Source organism: Bartonella sp. AA56HLJMS, assembly GCF_042197145.1.
Lineage (GTDB): Bacteria > Pseudomonadota > Alphaproteobacteria > Rhizobiales > Rhizobiaceae > Bartonella.
The window spans coordinates 70,417-88,919 of the sequence record NZ_JBHIRL010000007.1 but is presented as its reverse complement, the minus strand read 5'-3'; the positions used below and the strand labels follow the sequence as shown (position 1 = coordinate 88,919).

Genomic DNA, 18,503 nt, shown 5'->3' with positions numbered 1-18,503 from the left:
ATATTACAAAAAATTATTTCCGCTCATAAACAACAAAACGTGTCGGATGACTATCTTTATCCCCTTTTGGAATATCTTGTGTTTGCACAATAGTCCACTTTTCTTTATCAAAAACAGGAAAAAAACTATCACCTTCTATAGAAGCTAAAACTTCTGTAAGGAATATTTTATCAGCCATATGCAACCCTTGTTGAAAAATTTCACCACCACCAATAATAAAAATTTCCTCTACATCATTTTGAGAAGCAACATTTGTTGCAAGAGAACAAGCTTGCGATAAAGAGTGAGCAACAACAGCCCCTTCAGCACAAAAAGTACAATCACGTGTAATAACGATATTTGTACGCCCTAGTAAAGGTCTCCCAACAGAATCCCAAGTTTTTCGCCCCATAACAATGGGCTTACCCAATGTCAAAGCTTTAAAGCGTTGCAAATCCGTTGATAAATGCCACGGCATTACACCTTCACGACCGATAACACCATTTTCTGCAACAGCAGCAATTAAACAAATGGAAATCGTCATATTGCTACCGGCGCTTTAATATGGGGTTGTGCTTCATAATTAAGCAACTCAAAATCCTCAAATTGAAAAGAAAAAAGATCTGTTACCGCTGGATTTATGCGCATACATGGCAAAGCATTTGGTCTACGAGACAATTGATATTTTGCCTGTTCAAAATGATTAGAATAAAGATGAGCATCTCCCAGAGTATGAATAAAATCGCCTACTTTAAGACCGCTTACTTGCGCAATCATCATCGTTAGCAATGCGTAGGATGCAATATTGAATGGAACACCTAAGAAAATATCCGCCGAACGCTGATAAAGTTGACAAGATAATTTCCCCTCCGCAATGTAAAATTGAAAAAGACAATGACACGGAGGCAACGCCATTTCCTCTATTAATGCAGGATTCCAAGCTGATACAATCAAGCGACGAGAATCTGGCGTTTCCTTAATCATTGTTAAAAGATTGTTAATTTGATCAATATGGCGTCCATCAGGAGCAGGCCAAGAACGCCACTGATAACCATAAACAGGACCAAGATTTCCCTTTTCATCAGCCCACTCGTCCCAAATTGACACACCATGCTCTTTCAACCAAGCGATATTTGTATCGCCTTTAAGAAACCACAAAAGTTCATAAATAATTGAACGTAAGTGTAGTTTCTTTGTTGTCAACAACGGAAATCCTGCTTGTAAATCAAAGCGCATCTGATACCCAAAGATAGATCGCGTTCCAACACCCGTTCGATCTGTCCGATCAATACCCTGATTTAAAACATGAGATAAAAGAGCAAGATATGATTTCATGAGGGTATTATGTCCGATTCTTCTTATTATAGAAAATAAAAACTGTAAAATCCGTACAAACATAATTCAAATCTTTTTCCAAAAACATCTTACACAAGAAATTATCATGATCTGACTAAATTTTTGATGCAAAAGATAAAATACTATAGACAGCTTCTAAAAAAATGACATAAATGAACAAAGATGGATGAACATCAAATAAAGGGATCGACTATGGAAAAACAAGAAGCTTTAAAACCACATGATACAAGAAAACGTATCTGGGCTATCGTGTCCAGTGCATCAGGTAATCTAGTAGAATGGTATGACTTTTATGTTTATTCCTTTACATCTATTTATTTTGCATCACAATTCTTTCCCTCAGATGGCAATGACGTTACGCAACTTTTAAAAGCGGCGGGTGTTTTTGCTATTGGTTTTCTTATGCGCCCAATCGGCGGATGGCTTTTTGGCTTCATTGCCGATCGTTACGGACGCAAACGCTCAATGCTTATCTCTGTTTTTATGATGTGTGGTGGTTCGTTCTTAATCGCCCTACTTCCTACCTATGAAACCATTGGAATGGCAGCAGGAATTCTTTTACTTTTACTCAGAATGCTTCAGGGGCTTTCTGTCGGTGGTGAATATGGTACAACAGCAACTTATATGAGCGAAATCGCCCTCAAAAATCGCCGCGGATTTTTTAGCTCTTTCCAATATACCACACTGATTGGAGGTCAACTTCTAGCCAGTCTCGTTATATTCATTTTAGCGCTTTATCTCACCGAAGATCAGCTAAAAGCGTGGGGCTGGCGTATTCCATTTGCCATTGGTGGATGCGGCGCAATTGTTGCGATTTATCTACGCCGCACACTCCATGAGACAACGACCAAAGAAAGTCGTTCTAGTGCACAAGCTGGTAGTATTAGGGGACTTCTGAGCAACCACCGAAAAGCTTTCTTTCTGGTTATTGGCTTTACAGCTGGAGGATCGCTCACATTCTACACCTATACGACTTACATGCAGAAATATCTGATCACAACCACTGGCTTTGATAAACATACAGCCACAACAATCATGACAGCTGCACTCTTTGTTTTCATGTTACTCCAACCCCTCTTTGGTGCTCTTGCAGATAAAATTGGAACAAGAACTTCACTCCTTATTTGGAGTGTCTTATCTATTATCTTTACCATTCCTGGACTTAATATGATTGGTAGTACTGATAGTACATGGATTGCTTTATCAGTCATTACTGGAATGCTCTGCATTATGAGCTTTTATACATCTATCTCTGGCATTGTAAAATCAGAAATGTTTCCTGCTTCAGTACGAGCAATAGGAGTTGGGCTCTCTTATGCTATTGCCAACGCACTGTTTGGCGGTTCTGCTGAATATGTCGCACTTGGATTAAAAGATCTTGGATATGAATCTGTCTTCTATTTTTATATAACCGGCATGATGATTATTGCATTCATTGCTGTTCTCTTAATGCCAGATGCTCGCAAAAAAGGGTATTTACAAGGAGACGATATTCATTAACCTTTAATGTTAACAAACAAGGATTTTAACAAAAAAGCCCAGAGTACTGGGCTTTTTTATATTCTTTCCGATAGAAGTTTAAAGCTCACAATTTTTTATCCCTTCAAACACTCTAAAGAAGCAATGTTCCCTCCTGCACACGCCGCTTATAAAAATAAATGGCTTCATATTATTATGTAATAAATACTTCTTTAGCTGAATTTAATTCACTGAAGATAAAAAACGTTTGATTTATTTTAATATTCCCATGCCCACTCAAAATCGAAGAAAAGTGATTATCTTTCAAGATAATTTTATCAATAATAAAGATTACACTCATGATTTTGTTTAATACGTTCTTAATGGTACCCCTCATGCAAAACAAATTCTTTCATGAAAATAGAAAATACCATTATATTATGAATTCGCACACTTTTTTGAGAAACATTTCTCAATGCACCCAACTCCATTTCACAACGGCACCCGTGAATGACATAACGTAAAAGCCCCGTAAAATATAAACATGAACATTACTCTCTTTACACTTAATAAAAGTGCAAGCCGCTATCATTATACTTTTGACGAACTCTTAATATTGTACTCCCCCTTAACACTTAAGCTCATTCCTAAAAAGTATTTTAACAGATACACCAACCTCGCATGAAATAGTCAATAACATCATTTTACGAAACAGCATCAAGCATATAAACTAAAGAGTATCATATCTTCATAAACACTCTGCATATGCAAATAATTCACAATCAAACAAAAAATAATATTTCCTTAAGGATAGTAAAAAGCGTATAATTTACGCAATGTAACAACACCATGAGCCCAAAACACCACTGATAGCTCTAGAAAAAATCTTTATGTTTCCCTAAAAAATTATCATGATACAATAGCGTTTTTATAATGCACATCGTAAATAGCTTTAAAAAGAAGAAAAGTTATAAATCTAAAAGGGGAATACTTCATGAATAATCAAACAACTTTAGATCCACATGATACAAGGAAACGTATTTTTGCTATCATATCCAGCGCATCAGGAAATCTGGTAGAATGGTACGACTTTTATGCTTACTCCTTTGCATCGGTTTATTTTGCATCACAATTTTTTCCTGAAGATGAAGATATTGTTACACAACTGTTAAAAACGGCAGGAATCTTTTTTATTGGCTTTCTTATGCGTCCAATTGGAGCATGGCTCTTTGGATACATTGCGGATCGTTATGGACGTAAACGCTCAATGCTTATTTCTGTTTTTATGATGTGTGGTGGCTCTTTTCTCATTGCCATACTTCCCACTTATAAAACCTTGGGAATAACAGCAGCATTTCTTCTCCTTTTAATCCGTATGTTTCAAGGGCTTTCCGTTGGCGGTGAATATGGTACAGCAGCAACGTATATGAGTGAAGTTGCGCCCAAAAATCGTCGTGGTCTCTTTGCTTCTTTTCAATATGCAACAACGATCTCAGGTCAACTTCTGGCAAGTTTTATAATATTTATTTTAGCCATTTACCTTAACGAGGATCAGTTAAAAGCATGGGGATGGCGTATTCCCTTTATCATTGGTGGCTTTGGAGCAATCGTTGCAATTTATCTGCGTAGCTTGCTTCATGAAACAACAACCCTCAAAAGCCGCTCTAAACAACACGCTGGTAGTCTTAAAGAACTTTTTCGTAATCATAAAAAAGCTTTCTTTTTGGTTGTTGGCTTTACAGCTGGTGGATCTCTCACATTTTATACATACACCACTTATATGCAAAAATATCTGATCACAACCACTGGTTTTGATAAACAAACCGCAACAACGATAATGACTGCCGCCCTCTTTGTTTTTGTGCTACTCCAACCCCTTTTTGGTTCCCTAGCCGATAAAATTGGAGCAAGAGCTTCACTCATTAGTTGGGGGGCATTATCCATTATCTGCACCATTCCTGTACTTAAAATGATCGGTAATGCCCATAATCCATGGACAGCACTCTTAATTATTATTGGAATACTCTGTGTTATGAGTTTTTATACGTCCATTGCTGGTATCATAAAAGCAGAATTGTTCCCTGCTTCAATCCGAGCAATTGGTGTTGGATTTGCTTTTGCCATTGGCAACGCACTCTTTGGCGGTTCTGCTGAATATGTAGCGCTTGGATTAAAAAATATGGGATACGAATCTGTTTTCTTTTTTTACATCGTTGGTATGATGGTCATTGCACTCATCTCTATTCTTCTTATGCCCGATATAGATAAAGGAGGATATCTCGATAAAGACGATAGACTTCATTAAACTTATTTTCTGGATAAAAAAGCCCAAGAAATTGGGCTTTTTTTGATCCCCTCTCCACCCTAGTAAAGAACGAAAAGCCCGCCCCGCATTCGTCTTACAAACAACTCAGTTTCTCTTAAATTGTCTATAGTTACTGCCCTCTTTATGTAATTTACTTGATAAGATTCTATGGGCAGCCCTACCCTAAATATTTATCACGATATCTAAAAAACACCTCATACGGAAAACCTTATCTGAGGCTTACCTCACCCTCCTAAATAATGATATGTGGTGATACAACAAGATAAGCAAGGACACAAAAATCCCCTCATTATTTAAGCTTTATGAAATGTTTTCAATTTTGGGGCTTTCCATCATAAAGACCATCTCTTCTATGATCTTCCGGTATTATTCCAATAATTGCATTCTTCTCATCAAGTTTAAAGGTATCTTGATCTACTTTTCAATGTTCTCTCCCTTTAAATGCAACGTGATAACTTTTTATTCTATAACACAAGTAAAAATCTTAAAACGAATGACAACATAACTCTAATAAATCATCTTAAAGAGTTTCCCTAAGAAATTATTATAATACAATTGAATTTTTCTGGAAATCATAAACAATTATGTTTAGAAAATATAAAATATAAATTCAAAAGGGGAACAATTCATGAAAAATGAAACAACTTCAGCATCACAGGATGCAAGAAAACGTGTTTTTGCTATTATAGCAAGCGCATCAGGAAATCTCGTAGAATGGTATGATTTTTACGTTTACTCATTTGCATCAATTTATTTTGCATCACAATTTTTTCCCTCCGATGGTGATACGATTACACCACTGTTAAAAACCGCGGGTGTGTTTTTTATTGGCTTTCTTATGCGCCCTATTGGAGCTTGGTTTTTAGGATTTGTCGCCGATCGTTATGGACGTAAACGCTCGATGCTTATATCCATTTTTATGATGTGTGGTGGCTCTTTTTTCATCGCCATACTTCCCACCTATGAAACCTTAGGAATAACATCAGCAATCCTTTTACTTTTAGCTCGGATGATGCAAGGACTTTCAGCGGGTGGTGAATATGGTACAGCAGCCACTTATATGAGCGAAGTTGCTCTCAAAAAACATCGTGGGCTTTTTGCTTCTTTCCAATCAGCCACCCTTATTACAGGTCAACTTCTTGCCAGCTTCATTATATTTATTCTAGCATCTTATCTCTCTGAAGATCAGTTAAAAGCATGGGGATGGCGTATTCCTTTTGTAATTGGTGGATTCGGGGCAGTGATTGCGATTTATCTGCGTCGTTCTCTCCACGAAACAACCACGAAAGAAAGCCGCTCTCACAAACACTCTGGCAGTCTTAAGGAACTTCTCACCAAGCATACAAAAGCCGTTGTCGTAATTGCATGCTTTGCATCAGGAGGATCACTCACGTTTTACACCTTTACGACTTATATGCAAAAATATCTGATCACAACCACCGGCTTTGATAAACATACCGCAACAACGATTATGACAGCTGTACTATTCATTTTCATCCTATTCCAACCCATAGCTGGTATCATAGCCGATAAAATTGGAACAAAAACTTTACTTATTATTTGGAGTATACTCTCTGCCATCTTTACATTTCCTGGACTCTGGATAATCGGTAATACGCATAGTATATGGGTTGCCTTTTCCGTCATTATTGGCTTGCTCTTCATTATGAGCATGTATACATCCATCTCTGGTGTCGTCAAATCAGCAATGTTTCCCTCTTCAATACGCGCATTAGGCGTTAGCATCTCTCATGCCATTGGCAACGCCTTATTTGGTGGTTCTGCTGAATACGTTGCGCTTGGATTAAAAAAGTACGGTCATGAATCACTCTTTTATTTTTATATAACCGTCGTGATGATCATGGCATTCATTGCTCTTCTCTTTGTCCCGAGTATGCGTAAAGGAGGCTACCTCCAAGAGGATGAAAAACATTAACCCTTTTTATCAACGAAAAAGCCCAAGAAATTGGGCTTTTTTTTATCATTATCACAAATTTAATATTGTTTAAATTTTATGAAGTGCATTAAGTTGCTTAGCAACTAGATAATAAAAAGTCAGTCGACTTTTTCTACGCTCTCCAGACATCATCTCAGCCACTTTTGAAACAGCCATTTTAGCACTCTTCTCATCGGCTTCTAAAACATCTTGAACCCATTTTTCAACACATTCTAACTCTTTTGGATCCGATGTAGCAACAAGCGCTGCATCCTGCTTTTTCATCACTAAAGCTAAACGACGGCTAAGTCGTTCTACTGCTGCTTCATCGGGATTTGAATCATATAGTTTAATATCTGCTAGATTATTTGTCATTTTGCATCATCTCCTCTCCAAAAATGAGCGGTCTATACTTTACAGCCGCATCATATAGCTCCATAAATAATTAGAGGATTAAAAATATTAACAACCCCCCTTTTCCTAAGACTGTTCTTCATCTATATTTAGAGGGCTGGTTTACCAGCTATGGTAATAAATGGACGGTGAAATAAACCTATTGGACCCGGGGGCGGTACCCGGCGCCTCCACCAAAATATAAAAAATCAAAATTATATTTTGGTGGGGGCGAAATAGGATCGACAAGGGTGTAAAGATCGCTCTTTTACTCGGCATTGTACCACCGTTATCGGGCTAAATGAGTAGTTGCAAATGACAACTATGCGGAAGCACGTCTCGCCGCTTAAGGTGGTGTGAATGTTTCAATTTAAGTCTTAAACCGTCGCAGGTTTAAGCGGGGTTCGGAGGCACCTGGCAACAGAAGCCTTCACTTTTTTAAATGTTGTTGATTGATCTTTCAGACATTATCAGACATTATTTACCATAGAGTTTCGTATTTATTCGATTTATTGAGGTGCATCGTAGAAAAAATCTGCTAATTTAAAATATATTCTGTCACACAATATCAATACGCCCCATTCTGCTACGTGAAATAAAAGGAATAAACTTCGATGGTTAAAGATCAAATTCGTTATGATATTCTCGTTCAGGATGCGCTTCGTGGAGTTATCCGTAAAGTTTTATCGGAAGTTGCCAAAGCAGGTCTTCCGGGAAATCATCATTTTTTTATAACTTTTTTGACAAATGCCCTAGGCGTTAAAATTTCCCCTCGGCTAAAAAATCGCTATCCCGAGCAAATGACAATCGTCTTACAACATCAATTTAGAAATCTCAGTGTTTCAGAAACAGCTTTCGAAGTAACCCTCTCTTTCAGGGAAATAACCGAAAAGCTCGTGATTCCTTTTACTTCCATTCAGGTCTTTTATGATCCTGTAGCAGCATTTGAAGCAGCATTTGATCTGCCCTCAAATCTGACCTCTGGAGAAAGTGAAAATTCAGAAAATACCTCAACTACGCCTATTACCTTATCAAACAAACAAAAAATAGAAAATACGCTTACAAAAGAACAAAATCTCAGTACAAATAAAGAACCTTCAAATAACGATGCAAAACAAAATCAAAGTGCTGATGTTGTCTCTTTAGATTCCTTTCGGAAAAAATAATTTTTCTCATGACTGAATTGATTAATCTTCGCCAATTTCGAAAACAAAAAAAACGTACAGAAAAATCTCTTTGTGCTGAGCAAAATCGTTATCGTTTTGGACGAACAAAAACTGAAAAAAATTTTGAGCAGCAAAAATCTTTAAAAATGCAAAAATTTCTTGATCAAAATCGTTTGCGAAACGACGAATAAAGGTGGAAAAATGCACGAAAATAATTCTATCGATTGGTCAAAAGTCATTCCACGAAAGATATCTGTTCGCGTTGATGGACACGCAACAAGCGTCTCTTTAGAACCACCATTTTTAGATATTCTAAAAGATATAGCCCGCAAAAAAGGACAATCTTTAGCCTTTATTATTACCGATATTGATAGCAAAAGACCACAACAAGTAAATCTTTCGGCTTCGTTACGCGTTTATGCCCTTCAAAGCGTTCTCACCCAAAGCCTTTAATGGTTGTGCTTATTTTTTTACGTTCTCTTTCTGTCTGTTCAACTGAAACTGTTGTGACTTTTTAAGAGAAGTTTTTTTAATCTAGAACTTCAATAAAAAAAAGACTACAAAAGAGATATAATGAGTAATTTTTCTGATCACACCATACCTTTCTTTGAAGAAGATTCCCCTCCAGACCATGATAAGAAGAGCTCTGGTTTTTTCTCCCATACTCTAAAAGAACAAAAATCATATAACACAGACTATTTAGAACAACTCAATCCAGAACAGCAACAAGCTGTTATGAGTACTGAGGGACCTCTTTTAGTTCTTGCAGGTGCTGGTACAGGAAAAACACGCGTTTTAACAACCCGTATTTCTCACATTTTACGCTCTGGACTTGCCTCTCCTCAGCAAATACTTGCTGTCACTTTCACCAACAAAGCAGCCCGTGAAATGAAAATACGTATTGGTGAACTTATTGGAGAAGTTGTTGAAGGTATGCCTTGGCTTGGAACCTTTCATTCCACTGGAGCTAAAATTTTACGCCGTCACGCAGAGCTTGTTGATTTAAAAAGAAACTTTACAATTCTCGATAGCGATGATGTTCTTCGACTTTTAAAACAACTTATTCAAGCTGAAGGATTAGACGATAAGCGTTGGCCCGCACGAAACCTTGCCATGATGATTGATTCTTGGAAAAATCAAGGACTTTCACCAACACATATCTCAAAAAGTGATGCTCATTCCTTTGGTAACGGCATGGGACGTGAACTTTATCACAGTTATCAAAATCGATTAAAAGATCTTAATGCTTGTGATTTTGGTGACCTTCTACTTCATTCTATCTCTATCTTCCAACATAATCCAGATATTCTTCGCGAATATCATTCTCAATTTCGTTATATTCTTGTCGATGAATATCAAGATACAAATACAGCACAATATCTTTGGCTTCGGCTTTTGGCCCAACATCCTCAAGGTCAACATGTTAATCTTTGTTGTGTTGGCGATGATGATCAATCCATTTATGGATGGCGTGGTGCAAAAGTCGAAAACATATTACGTTTTGAAAAAGATTTTCCTTCTGCTAAAATTATTCGTCTAGAACGCAATTATCGCTCAACATCTCATATTCTTAAAACCGCCTCCCATCTCATTGCTCATAATGAAGAAAGACTGGGAAAAGTCCTTTTTTCTGCTCAAGTAAAGAGTGAGGAAGAAAAGGTAAAAATTCATTCAGCATGGGATTCGGCAGAAGAAGCACGAGCAATCGGAGAAGAAATCGAACGTGCACAACAAACCGGTCATGCATTAAATCATATGGCTATATTGGTACGCGCATCATTTCAAATGCGTGAATTTGAAGATCGCTTTGTAACGCTTGGCCTTAATTATCGCGTCATTGGTGGTCCTCGTTTTTATGAGCGAATGGAAATACGTGATGCCATGGCTTATTTACGCGTTGTTGTCCAACCCACTGATGATTTAGCTTTTGAGCGTGTTATTAATACACCCAAACGCGGCATAGGAGATGCAACCCTGCGCATTCTTTATGAGAGTGCACGTGCACGTGCTGTTCCTCTCTTTTCTGCTGCCGCTGACATCATTGAAACAGATGAATTAAAGCCTAAGGCACGCAGTGCGTTACGAAGCCTCATTGAAAACTTCCGCCGCTGGCAAAATATGCTTCAAGACACTCCTCATAGAGAACTTGCCGAGATCATCCTTGATGATTCTGGTTATACAACCATGTGGTTAGAAGATCGCTCACCAGAGGCTCCTACAAGACTAGAAAATCTTAAAGAAATGATTCGTTCCATGGAACAATTTGAAAATCTTCAAAGTTTTTTGGAACATGTTGCACTCGTTATGGAAACGGAAAATAATGAAAATATGGATGCAGTCAACATCATGACACTTCATTCAGCCAAAGGACTTGAATTTGAAACAGTTTTTCTTCCAGGTTGGGAAGAAGGACTCTTTCCCCACCAGCGCTCATTAGATGAAGGTGGACGTTCAGGATTAGAAGAAGAACGGCGTCTTGCTTACGTAGGTCTAACAAGAGCAAAAAAACATTTGCATATATGGTTTGTATCGAATCGAAGAATTCATGGACTTTGGCAACCTGCTCTTCCCTCCCGTTTTCTAGATGAATTACCAGCAGAACATATAGAAGTTGTAGAAATGGAAACATCCTATGGTGGTTATGGAAAATCTTCCTTTCAATATCACGATTCCTTTTATACTGACTATGCAACACCAAGACAAAAGCGTGCACAAAAAAACAAGAATATTGAAGGGAAAGTTATCTCTCAATCAATCTCTCATGCACCATCAGATTTTTCTGTCAATGATCGGATTTTTCACATAAAATTTGGCTATGGTTATATTACAGCAATAGACGATCATAAATTGACAATAATGTTCGAAAAAGCCGGAGAAAAGCGTGTACTAGACAATTTTGTAAACAAAGCTTAATTACAAGTAAACCACGATCCGTTTTTTCAAGAAACCACTTTGTTTTATTCTGACTATCATTTCCATTTACGAACAAAGGCTTCAATGGGCAGATTTTGCATATCAGGCAATGCGTCGTGAATTTTATCAAGTGGCCAATCCCACCAAGCCATATTTAAAAGGCATTCTATCACATGATTGGGAAAACGCATCCGCAATCGCTTAGCAGGCACCCCAACGACAATCGTATAAGGCATAACATCTTTCGTTATAACAGCGTTCGCGCCAATGATAGCGCCATGACCAATTGTCACTCCAGGCATAATAACCGCACCATGTCCAATCCACACATCATGCCCAATAATAACACGTTTTGCACAACGCCTTTCACGAAAACCACTATCTAATGCCATATAACGAAAATATTCGTTTGGACGATAGGTTATTTTATGCGTTGAAACGCGCTCCATAGGATGCTCCAACGCATTCATCCGTACATGAGATGCAATAGAACAAAAACGGCCAATATCGCTATAAATAGCCTCACTATTACGCTCTAAATAAGAAAAATCTCCAACGGTTACATCCCGTAAAATCACCCGCTCATTAATTTCCACATAGCGCCCTAATTTACAACCATGCAGCCGCGCTGTCGTATGGATACGAGGTTCACTTTCATGAAATCGAAGATCTTTCTCAATATTCATACATCTTTCACCAATGTTTTATCAATAGATATGGAAAGACATACCAATCAAGCCAATAAAATCAACCATGAAACAAACATTGCAAAACAAACCTGCCGATGTTACAATTTCTCGATCTATCTAAGAGAGTCAAACTATGAAAAATGTAATACGCATCTTGGGGCTGACAATCATATTTCTTGCAGGTGTTTTTATTTATGATACGCTGACAAATAAGCCTTTAGGTGATAACTTTACTCTCACTGATTCTAATGGAAAAAATATTACTGAGGCTGATGTTCGAAGCAAGCCTTCAATAATTTTTTTCGGCTTCACTATGTGTCCTGAAAGCTGCCCTACCACACTGATGAATCTTGATCGATGGCTTACAGCCCTTGGGCCTGAAGCTGATAAATTAGGTATATGGTTTGTGACTGTTGATCCTGAACGTGACACACCAAAAGTACTCCATGATTATCTCAGTAATTTTAACAATAAAATTGTTGGCATTAGTGGAGATCCTGATAAAGTTCATAAAATGGTCAATTCTTTCAACATCGTTGCTGAAAAAGTTCCTGAAACAGATGGAAACTATACATATAACCATACAGCAGCAATTTTTTTACTTAAAAAAGGTGGAAAATTAGCTGGCGTTATCCGTTATGACACGAAAGAAAGCGATAGCGAATTAAAAGATGAAATCGCCATTGAACGGTTAAAAAAACTCGTCTTAAACTAAAAAAACCGATCAAAAGAAAGAACAGCATGTCGCAACAAATTCGCCTCTATTATACTGCTTCTAAAAATGAAGCAGAACGGTTCTATACCCTTATAGAAACAGCCTTTGACGAAGAAGGTTATCCTCTTGCTCTTACAGAGATAGATGAACAAAATGCTGTATATGAGCTTTCTCTATATGTCGATCAAGACAATCAAGAGAACGCATTAAAACATTTTGCAAGCGTTCTCTCTATAGATTTTGATAAAATTAATATGGAAGTTTTACCCAACATTGATTGGGTACAAAAAAGCCTAGAAGGACTAAAACCTGTGCAAGCTGGTCCTTTTTTCCTTCATGGAAGTCACAACCGAAACGCCATTCCAGCAAATGTTCTCCCTATTGAAATTGAAGCTAATCAAGCTTTTGGCACCGGACATCATGGAACAACAGCCGGTTGTTTAGAAATGATTGCCAAAGTCATGAAACACGAAAATCCAAAAAATGCCCTTGATCTTGGTACTGGGAGCGGTGTACTAGCCATTGGTATAGCAATGCTCAAACCAATTACTGTGCTTGCATCCGATATTGACCCAATTGCTGTTCAAGTTGCACAACACAATATCGAATTCAATGGTGTCAAGGAATATATTACAGCTATTACAGCAACAGATTTTGCCCATGATGCAATTGCATCACGAACCCCTTTTGATCTCATCGTTGCCAATATCCTTGCTAATCCGCTTATTGAACTTGCGCAAGAAGTGGTAAAGGCACTTCAAAAAGGGGGATCACTTATACTCTCTGGAATTCTTGAAGAACAACATGCCCATGTTTTGGAGACTTATATAAAACAAGGAATGAAGCATATCGAAACATACCACCGGCAAGGATGGGTTACGATACATCTGAAATAAAATAAAAGAAAAGGACGTCGTTATGTATCAATCTTTTGAGGCGACAACAAATCCTGCTTATGCAGCAGAACGCATTTCTTGCCTTCGTAAAGAACTCGATCACCTTGGACTCGATGGTTTTCTTGTTCCGCGGTGTGATGAGCATCAAGGAGAGTACGTCCCTCCTCATGCTCAACGCCTTAGCTGGTTAACCGGCTTTACTGGATCAGCTGGGATTGCACTGATTTTAAAAAACAAAGCCATCATATTTACAGATGGGCGATATAAGCTCCAAGTTCGCCAACAAACTGATCCTGATATTTTTAATTATGAAGATCTCATAACTTGTCCTCCCTCACAATGGCTTGAAAAAAATGGTCAAAAACTTTCTATTGGCTTTGATCCATGGCTTCACACGATTGCTGCCACCAATGCATTGAGAAATGCATTAGAAATGAAAGCAGGTGGAAAACTTGTAGAAGTTCAACATAATCCCATTGATTTGCTCTGGCATAATCAACCAAAATTACCACAATCTGCCTTATCAATTCACCCTCTCAAATATGCTGGGTGCGATACAGATGAAAAACTCGCTTTGATTTACAAAGATATACAGCAAACTCATGCAAATGCTTTTATTTTTACAGACCCCTCTTCCATTGCATGGACATTCAATATACGGGGCAATGATGTTTCCAACACGCCTTTTTCCCTTTGTTTTGCTCTCATTCCACTTAACGAAACACCAGCTTTATTCATTGACAGCAAAAAACTTGGTGTAGAACAGAAACAATATCTAGAACGTTATGCAAAATTATATGAACCAGAACAGCTTATTCCCAAGATCAAAGAGTATGTTCAAAAAGGGACAGTGTTTGCCTTAGATCCACAGCTAACATGCGAAAAATTACGAACTGTTATTGAAGAAACAAATAGCTTTTTTATCACACTTACCGATCCTGCTGCTCTACCACGTGCCATTAAAAATGACACAGAACTCAATGGCGCACGCAAAGCGCATCTACGCGATGGTGTTGCCCTAACCCGTTTTTTTTCTTGGTTAGATAAACAAATACTAGGGTCAATAAGTGAAATTTCTGCTGCTCAAAAATTAGAAGAATTTCGCATAAATACAGCAAAAGAAATGGGAGAAAAACTTAAAGATCTTTCTTTTGATACAATTTCAGCAGCAGGAGAAAATGGTGCCATTATTCATTATCGTGTAACAACGCAAACAAATAAACAACTCAAAGCCGGTGAACTTTACCTCGTTGATTCAGGTGGACAATATCGTGATGGCACGACTGATGTCACACGCACCGTAGCAATTGGGAATATTGGAGAAGAAGAAAAACGCTGTTTTACGCTTGTCCTCAAAGGCATGATTGCTCTTTCAACTATCAGATTTCCAAAAGGCACACGAGGGCAAGACCTTGATGCTCTTGCACGCATTGCATTGTGGAAAGCTGGTTTTGATTATGCCCATGGCACCGGTCATGGTGTTGGATCTTATCTTTCTGTCCATGAAGGACCGCAAAATATTTCTCGCAAAGGATGCCAAGAACTCATCTCCGGTATGATTCTTTCAAACGAGCCAGGCTATTACCGCGAAGGCGCTTTTGGTATCCGTCTTGAAAATTTGATGATTGTGAAACCAGCACAAAAAATTGATGGTGGAGATATAGAAATGCTCTCGTTCGAAACACTCACACATTGCCCCATTGATCGACGGTTAATCCTTCCAGAGCTTTTGACACAAGAAGAACGACAATGGCTCAATGATTACCATGCGCGCGTTTATCAGATGAATGCACCTTACTTAAATGAAGAAGATAAAAAATGGGCAAAAGAAGCAACAATGCCCCTTTAAATGAAGCAACCTATAACTTTTACTCTTTCTACAAAACACAGGATTTTCTCTTTTTAAGGGAAAAATATGTATCTGCGTCAGGAAATATGAAAAATATTTCTACAAGATACTTCAAGTTTTTTGCTGGTATGGTAAACGCTAACCTAGGTGAAGCAAGATGAGATACACCTATACGTGGTAATACTTATCTTGGCGATCTCCATCTAGACATTATTATATCCCTATTTCCTTTATATGGAAACTTTCGTTATATTTTGTAATTTTCCGCGTTATATTTCTATTACGTCATTATAATTGGTTTATTACGGCATTTTGGATTAAATTATACATATTTATTTACAATTTTTACCTTGCTTCACAATGATAATTTATAAATTTTACTAATAATAACCTTGTATATTCTTCATCATAATAGTTTAAGTTTAATATTTAAGCTCAACGTTAATTATTTTAAATAACGTAATAAATATTAAAATATATGGCGCTCTGTTTTTGCAAAAAACAGCCACTATTATCCCTCTTTTTGATTTCATCCCCCAAAAAATGTAAGAGAGATAATCATACAAACAGCATACGATCTTCTAGAAAACATCCTCTAAACATTATGTTTCTCAATCAGCTGTAGCCAAGCCTCTTCATCGATAACCTCAACACCTAATTCCTCAGCTTTAGCCAATTTGGAGCCCGCTCCAGGTCCTGCAACAAGAAGATCTGTTTTTTTAGAAAGTGAACCAGATGTTTTAGCCCCCAATCGCTCTGCCAATGCTTTTGCTTCATCACGTGACATATGCGCCAAAGTTCCTGTAAAAACAATGATCTTCTCCGCTATTGGTGAAGAATCTGCTATGATAGGCTCCTCATCAAGAGGAGTTACTTCTTCAAGCAAAACAGATAAAATCTCACGGTTATGCTCTTCTTGATAAAAATCAACAATTGCGCTCCCTACCTGTGGTCCAATTCCTTCGATATTGGTAAGCTCTATCCAAGCCTCATTTCCTTCTTCATTTTCCTTATCACATGGCATAAATGCTTCCATAGCCGCAGTCTCAAAAGCTGTATAATTTTTATAAGCACGTGCAAGGCGGCGTGCATTCACTTCGCCAACATGACCAATCCCCAATGCAAACAAAAAACGGCTCAAAGGAATTTCTCGGCGCGCATTAATGGCATCATACAATTTCCGCACTGAAACAGTACCAAAACCTTCCATATTTTCCAAACGTATCAAAGACTTTTCTTGGCGCCGTTGTAAAGTAAAAATATCGGCTGGTGTATGAATACAAAGCGCCTCATCTTGAACATGGAAAAAAAACTCTACCTGTTTTTTACCCAAGCCTTCAATATCAAAAGCATTGCGTGAAACAAAATGACGAATACGTTCAATTGCTTGTGCAGGACAAATAAGCCCTCCTGTACAGCGACGCACGGCTTCTCCCACTTCACGAACAGCATGACTCCCACAAGCTGGACACAAATGAGGAAAAATAAAAACAGCAGCATCTTTCGGGCGTTTTTCAATGATAACATCAATAACTTGAGGGATCACATCACCAGCACGTTGTACAATCACGCTATCACCTACACGGATATCACGTCCTTCACGAATGGGCTCTCCTTTATGACCAATTCCCTTAATATAATCCTCATTATGCAAACTAGCATTGGTCACCACCACTCCACCAACAGTAATAGGCGTAAGACGTGCAACAGGTGTCAAAGCTCCCGTGCGACCAACTTGAATGTCAATATCTTCCAAAAGCGCTATCGCTTTTTCTGCTGGAAATTTATGGGCGATAGCCCAACGCGGCGAACGAGAAACAAACCCCAAACGCTTTTGGAGCATCAAATCATTAACCTTATAAACAATGCCATCAATATCATAGCTTAAAGAATGACGGCATTCTTCGATATCGTGATAATACGAAATAATTTCTTTTACTGTCTTAAAGACTTTTGTTAATGGATTGATAACAAAGCCATATTCTTTTAGCTTTTTCATCATCTCCATTTGACTTTCTGCCAATATTTCACTCACCTCACCACAAGCATAAGCAAAAAATTGAAGTTTTCTGCTAGCGGTTATCCGTGAATCAAGCTGACGGAGTGAACCAGCCGCCGCATTTCGAGGATTGGCAAAGGTTAACTTGCCCTTCTCTTGTTGGTTGATATTCAGTGCTTGGAAATCTTCCCGCCCCATATAAACTTCACCACGCACCTCAATGATATCAGGAAAATCACCTTGCAAAACTTGTGGGATATCAGCAATTGTTCGGGCATTTGCCGTCACATTTTCACCGACAGTTCCATCCCCACGCGTTGCCGCACGCACAAGCCGCCCCTTTTGGTAGCGCAAAGACAAAGATAAACCATCAATTTTGGGCTCTGCTGTTATTTCCAACACTTGTGTTTCTGGAAGACGTAAAAAACGACGAATACGCTCAATAAATTCAGTAACATCTTCAGAGCTAAACGCATTATCAAGTGAAAGCATAGGCTGTGCATGAACAGATTTTTCAAATTTTTCAGAAATTGGTGCTCCAATTTTATGTGAAGGAGAATCAATACGTATAAGCTCTGGAAAAAGAGCTTCAATTTCTGCATTACGACGACGTAAAGCATCATATTCTGCATCAGAAATTTCAGGCTGATCATCACGATTATAAAGCACATCATGACGTGCAATCTCTTTTGCCAACCACTTTAATTCACGTTCTGCTTCAACAGCTGTGAGATTTTTATATGCATCTTTGTTCATAAAATCTATTCCACATTACAAGCGCTGCCACAAGGGCCTCCCACGCCTCCTCATCAAGTGAATCTCAATAAA

General features: G+C 38.1%; 15 protein-coding genes and 1 other RNA gene. 11 read left to right on the top strand and 5 right to left on the bottom strand.

Features of this window, described 5'->3' with window-relative positions:
- Positions 1 to 13: 13 nt before the first annotated feature.
- Complete coding sequence (locus ACFINI_RS05275; RefSeq protein ID WP_375646543.1) at positions 14 to 523, bottom strand: dihydrofolate reductase; 510 nt, start codon at positions 521 to 523, stop codon at positions 14 to 16.
- Positions 520 to 1,314, bottom strand: coding sequence for a thymidylate synthase (locus ACFINI_RS05270; protein WP_375612017.1), 795 nt, complete (start codon positions 1,312 to 1,314; stop codon positions 520 to 522). The genes ACFINI_RS05275 and ACFINI_RS05270 overlap by 4 nt, the downstream gene beginning before the upstream one ends.
- A gap of 213 nt (positions 1,315 to 1,527) precedes the next feature.
- Between ACFINI_RS05270 and ACFINI_RS05265 the strand changes: the two genes are divergently transcribed.
- From ACFINI_RS05265 to ACFINI_RS05255, 3 genes are all read left to right on the top strand, one after another.
- Positions 1,528 to 2,835: an MFS family transporter gene (locus tag ACFINI_RS05265; RefSeq protein WP_375612016.1), complete on the top strand. Its 1,308-nt coding sequence runs from the start codon at positions 1,528 to 1,530 to the stop codon at positions 2,833 to 2,835.
- Positions 2,836 to 3,787: 952 nt separating this feature from the next.
- A complete protein-coding gene (locus ACFINI_RS05260; protein ID WP_375646539.1) occupies positions 3,788 to 5,098 on the top strand; it encodes an MFS family transporter in 1,311 nt (436 codons plus the stop codon).
- 649 nt (positions 5,099 to 5,747) lie between these two features.
- Positions 5,748 to 7,055 carry an MFS transporter gene (locus tag ACFINI_RS05255; protein WP_375621352.1) on the top strand — a complete coding sequence of 436 codons (1,308 nt, stop codon included), beginning with the start codon at positions 5,748 to 5,750 and terminating at the stop codon, positions 7,053 to 7,055.
- A gap of 69 nt (positions 7,056 to 7,124) precedes the next feature.
- Here ACFINI_RS05255 and ACFINI_RS05250 read toward each other — a convergent pair whose 3' ends face one another.
- The gene (locus tag ACFINI_RS05250; protein WP_375646535.1) at positions 7,125 to 7,430 is read right to left on the bottom strand and encodes a DUF2853 family protein; all 306 of its coding nucleotides are present in this window, start codon (positions 7,428 to 7,430) and stop codon (positions 7,125 to 7,127) included.
- A 96-nt stretch (positions 7,431 to 7,526) separates the two neighbouring features.
- On the opposite strand from ACFINI_RS05250, the gene ssrA reads away from it, so the two are divergent.
- The 5 genes from ssrA to ACFINI_RS05225 all read left to right on the top strand — a co-directional run bounded on the left by ssrA (position 7,527) and on the right by ACFINI_RS05225 (position 11,527).
- Positions 7,527 to 7,883: a transfer-messenger RNA gene (gene ssrA, locus ACFINI_RS05245) on the top strand.
- Between the two features lie 179 nt (positions 7,884 to 8,062).
- Positions 8,063 to 8,614 (top strand): SspB family protein, encoded by a 552-nt coding sequence (locus ACFINI_RS05240; RefSeq protein ID WP_375621353.1) that lies wholly within the window; start codon positions 8,063 to 8,065, stop codon positions 8,612 to 8,614.
- 8 nt (positions 8,615 to 8,622) lie between these two features.
- Positions 8,623 to 8,805: a DUF4169 family protein gene (locus ACFINI_RS05235; protein WP_375612011.1), complete on the top strand. Its 183-nt coding sequence runs from the start codon at positions 8,623 to 8,625 to the stop codon at positions 8,803 to 8,805.
- 10 nt (positions 8,806 to 8,815) lie between these two features.
- Entirely contained in the window at positions 8,816 to 9,067 is a 252-nt protein-coding gene (locus ACFINI_RS05230; RefSeq protein WP_375612010.1) for a ribbon-helix-helix domain-containing protein, read from the top strand.
- Between the two features lie 120 nt (positions 9,068 to 9,187).
- A complete protein-coding gene (locus ACFINI_RS05225) occupies positions 9,188 to 11,527 on the top strand; it encodes an ATP-dependent helicase (protein ID WP_375646530.1) in 2,340 nt (779 codons plus the stop codon).
- Between the two features lie 56 nt (positions 11,528 to 11,583).
- On the opposite strand, the gene ACFINI_RS05220 is transcribed toward ACFINI_RS05225, so the two are convergent.
- Entirely contained in the window at positions 11,584 to 12,213 is a 630-nt protein-coding gene (locus tag ACFINI_RS05220; RefSeq protein WP_375612008.1) for a DapH/DapD/GlmU-related protein, read from the bottom strand.
- Positions 12,214 to 12,349: 136 nt separating this feature from the next.
- Between ACFINI_RS05220 and ACFINI_RS05215 the strand changes: the two genes are divergently transcribed.
- From ACFINI_RS05215 to ACFINI_RS05205, 3 genes are read left to right on the top strand one after another with little or no spacing between them, the layout of a single operon-like run.
- On the top strand, positions 12,350 to 12,931 hold the full coding sequence (locus ACFINI_RS05215; RefSeq protein ID WP_375621357.1) for an SCO family protein: 582 nt from the start codon (positions 12,350 to 12,352) through the stop codon (positions 12,929 to 12,931).
- A 26-nt stretch (positions 12,932 to 12,957) separates the two neighbouring features.
- Positions 12,958 to 13,827: a 50S ribosomal protein L11 methyltransferase gene (locus ACFINI_RS05210; RefSeq protein ID WP_375621358.1), complete on the top strand. Its 870-nt coding sequence runs from the start codon at positions 12,958 to 12,960 to the stop codon at positions 13,825 to 13,827.
- A 22-nt stretch (positions 13,828 to 13,849) separates the two neighbouring features.
- Positions 13,850 to 15,676: an aminopeptidase P family protein gene (locus tag ACFINI_RS05205; protein WP_375646526.1), complete on the top strand. Its 1,827-nt coding sequence runs from the start codon at positions 13,850 to 13,852 to the stop codon at positions 15,674 to 15,676.
- A gap of 595 nt (positions 15,677 to 16,271) precedes the next feature.
- On the opposite strand, the gene ligA is transcribed toward ACFINI_RS05205, so the two are convergent.
- Entirely contained in the window at positions 16,272 to 18,431 is a 2,160-nt protein-coding gene (ligA, locus tag ACFINI_RS05200) for an NAD-dependent DNA ligase LigA (protein WP_375646522.1), read from the bottom strand.
- Positions 18,432 to 18,503: the final 72 nt, after the last annotated feature.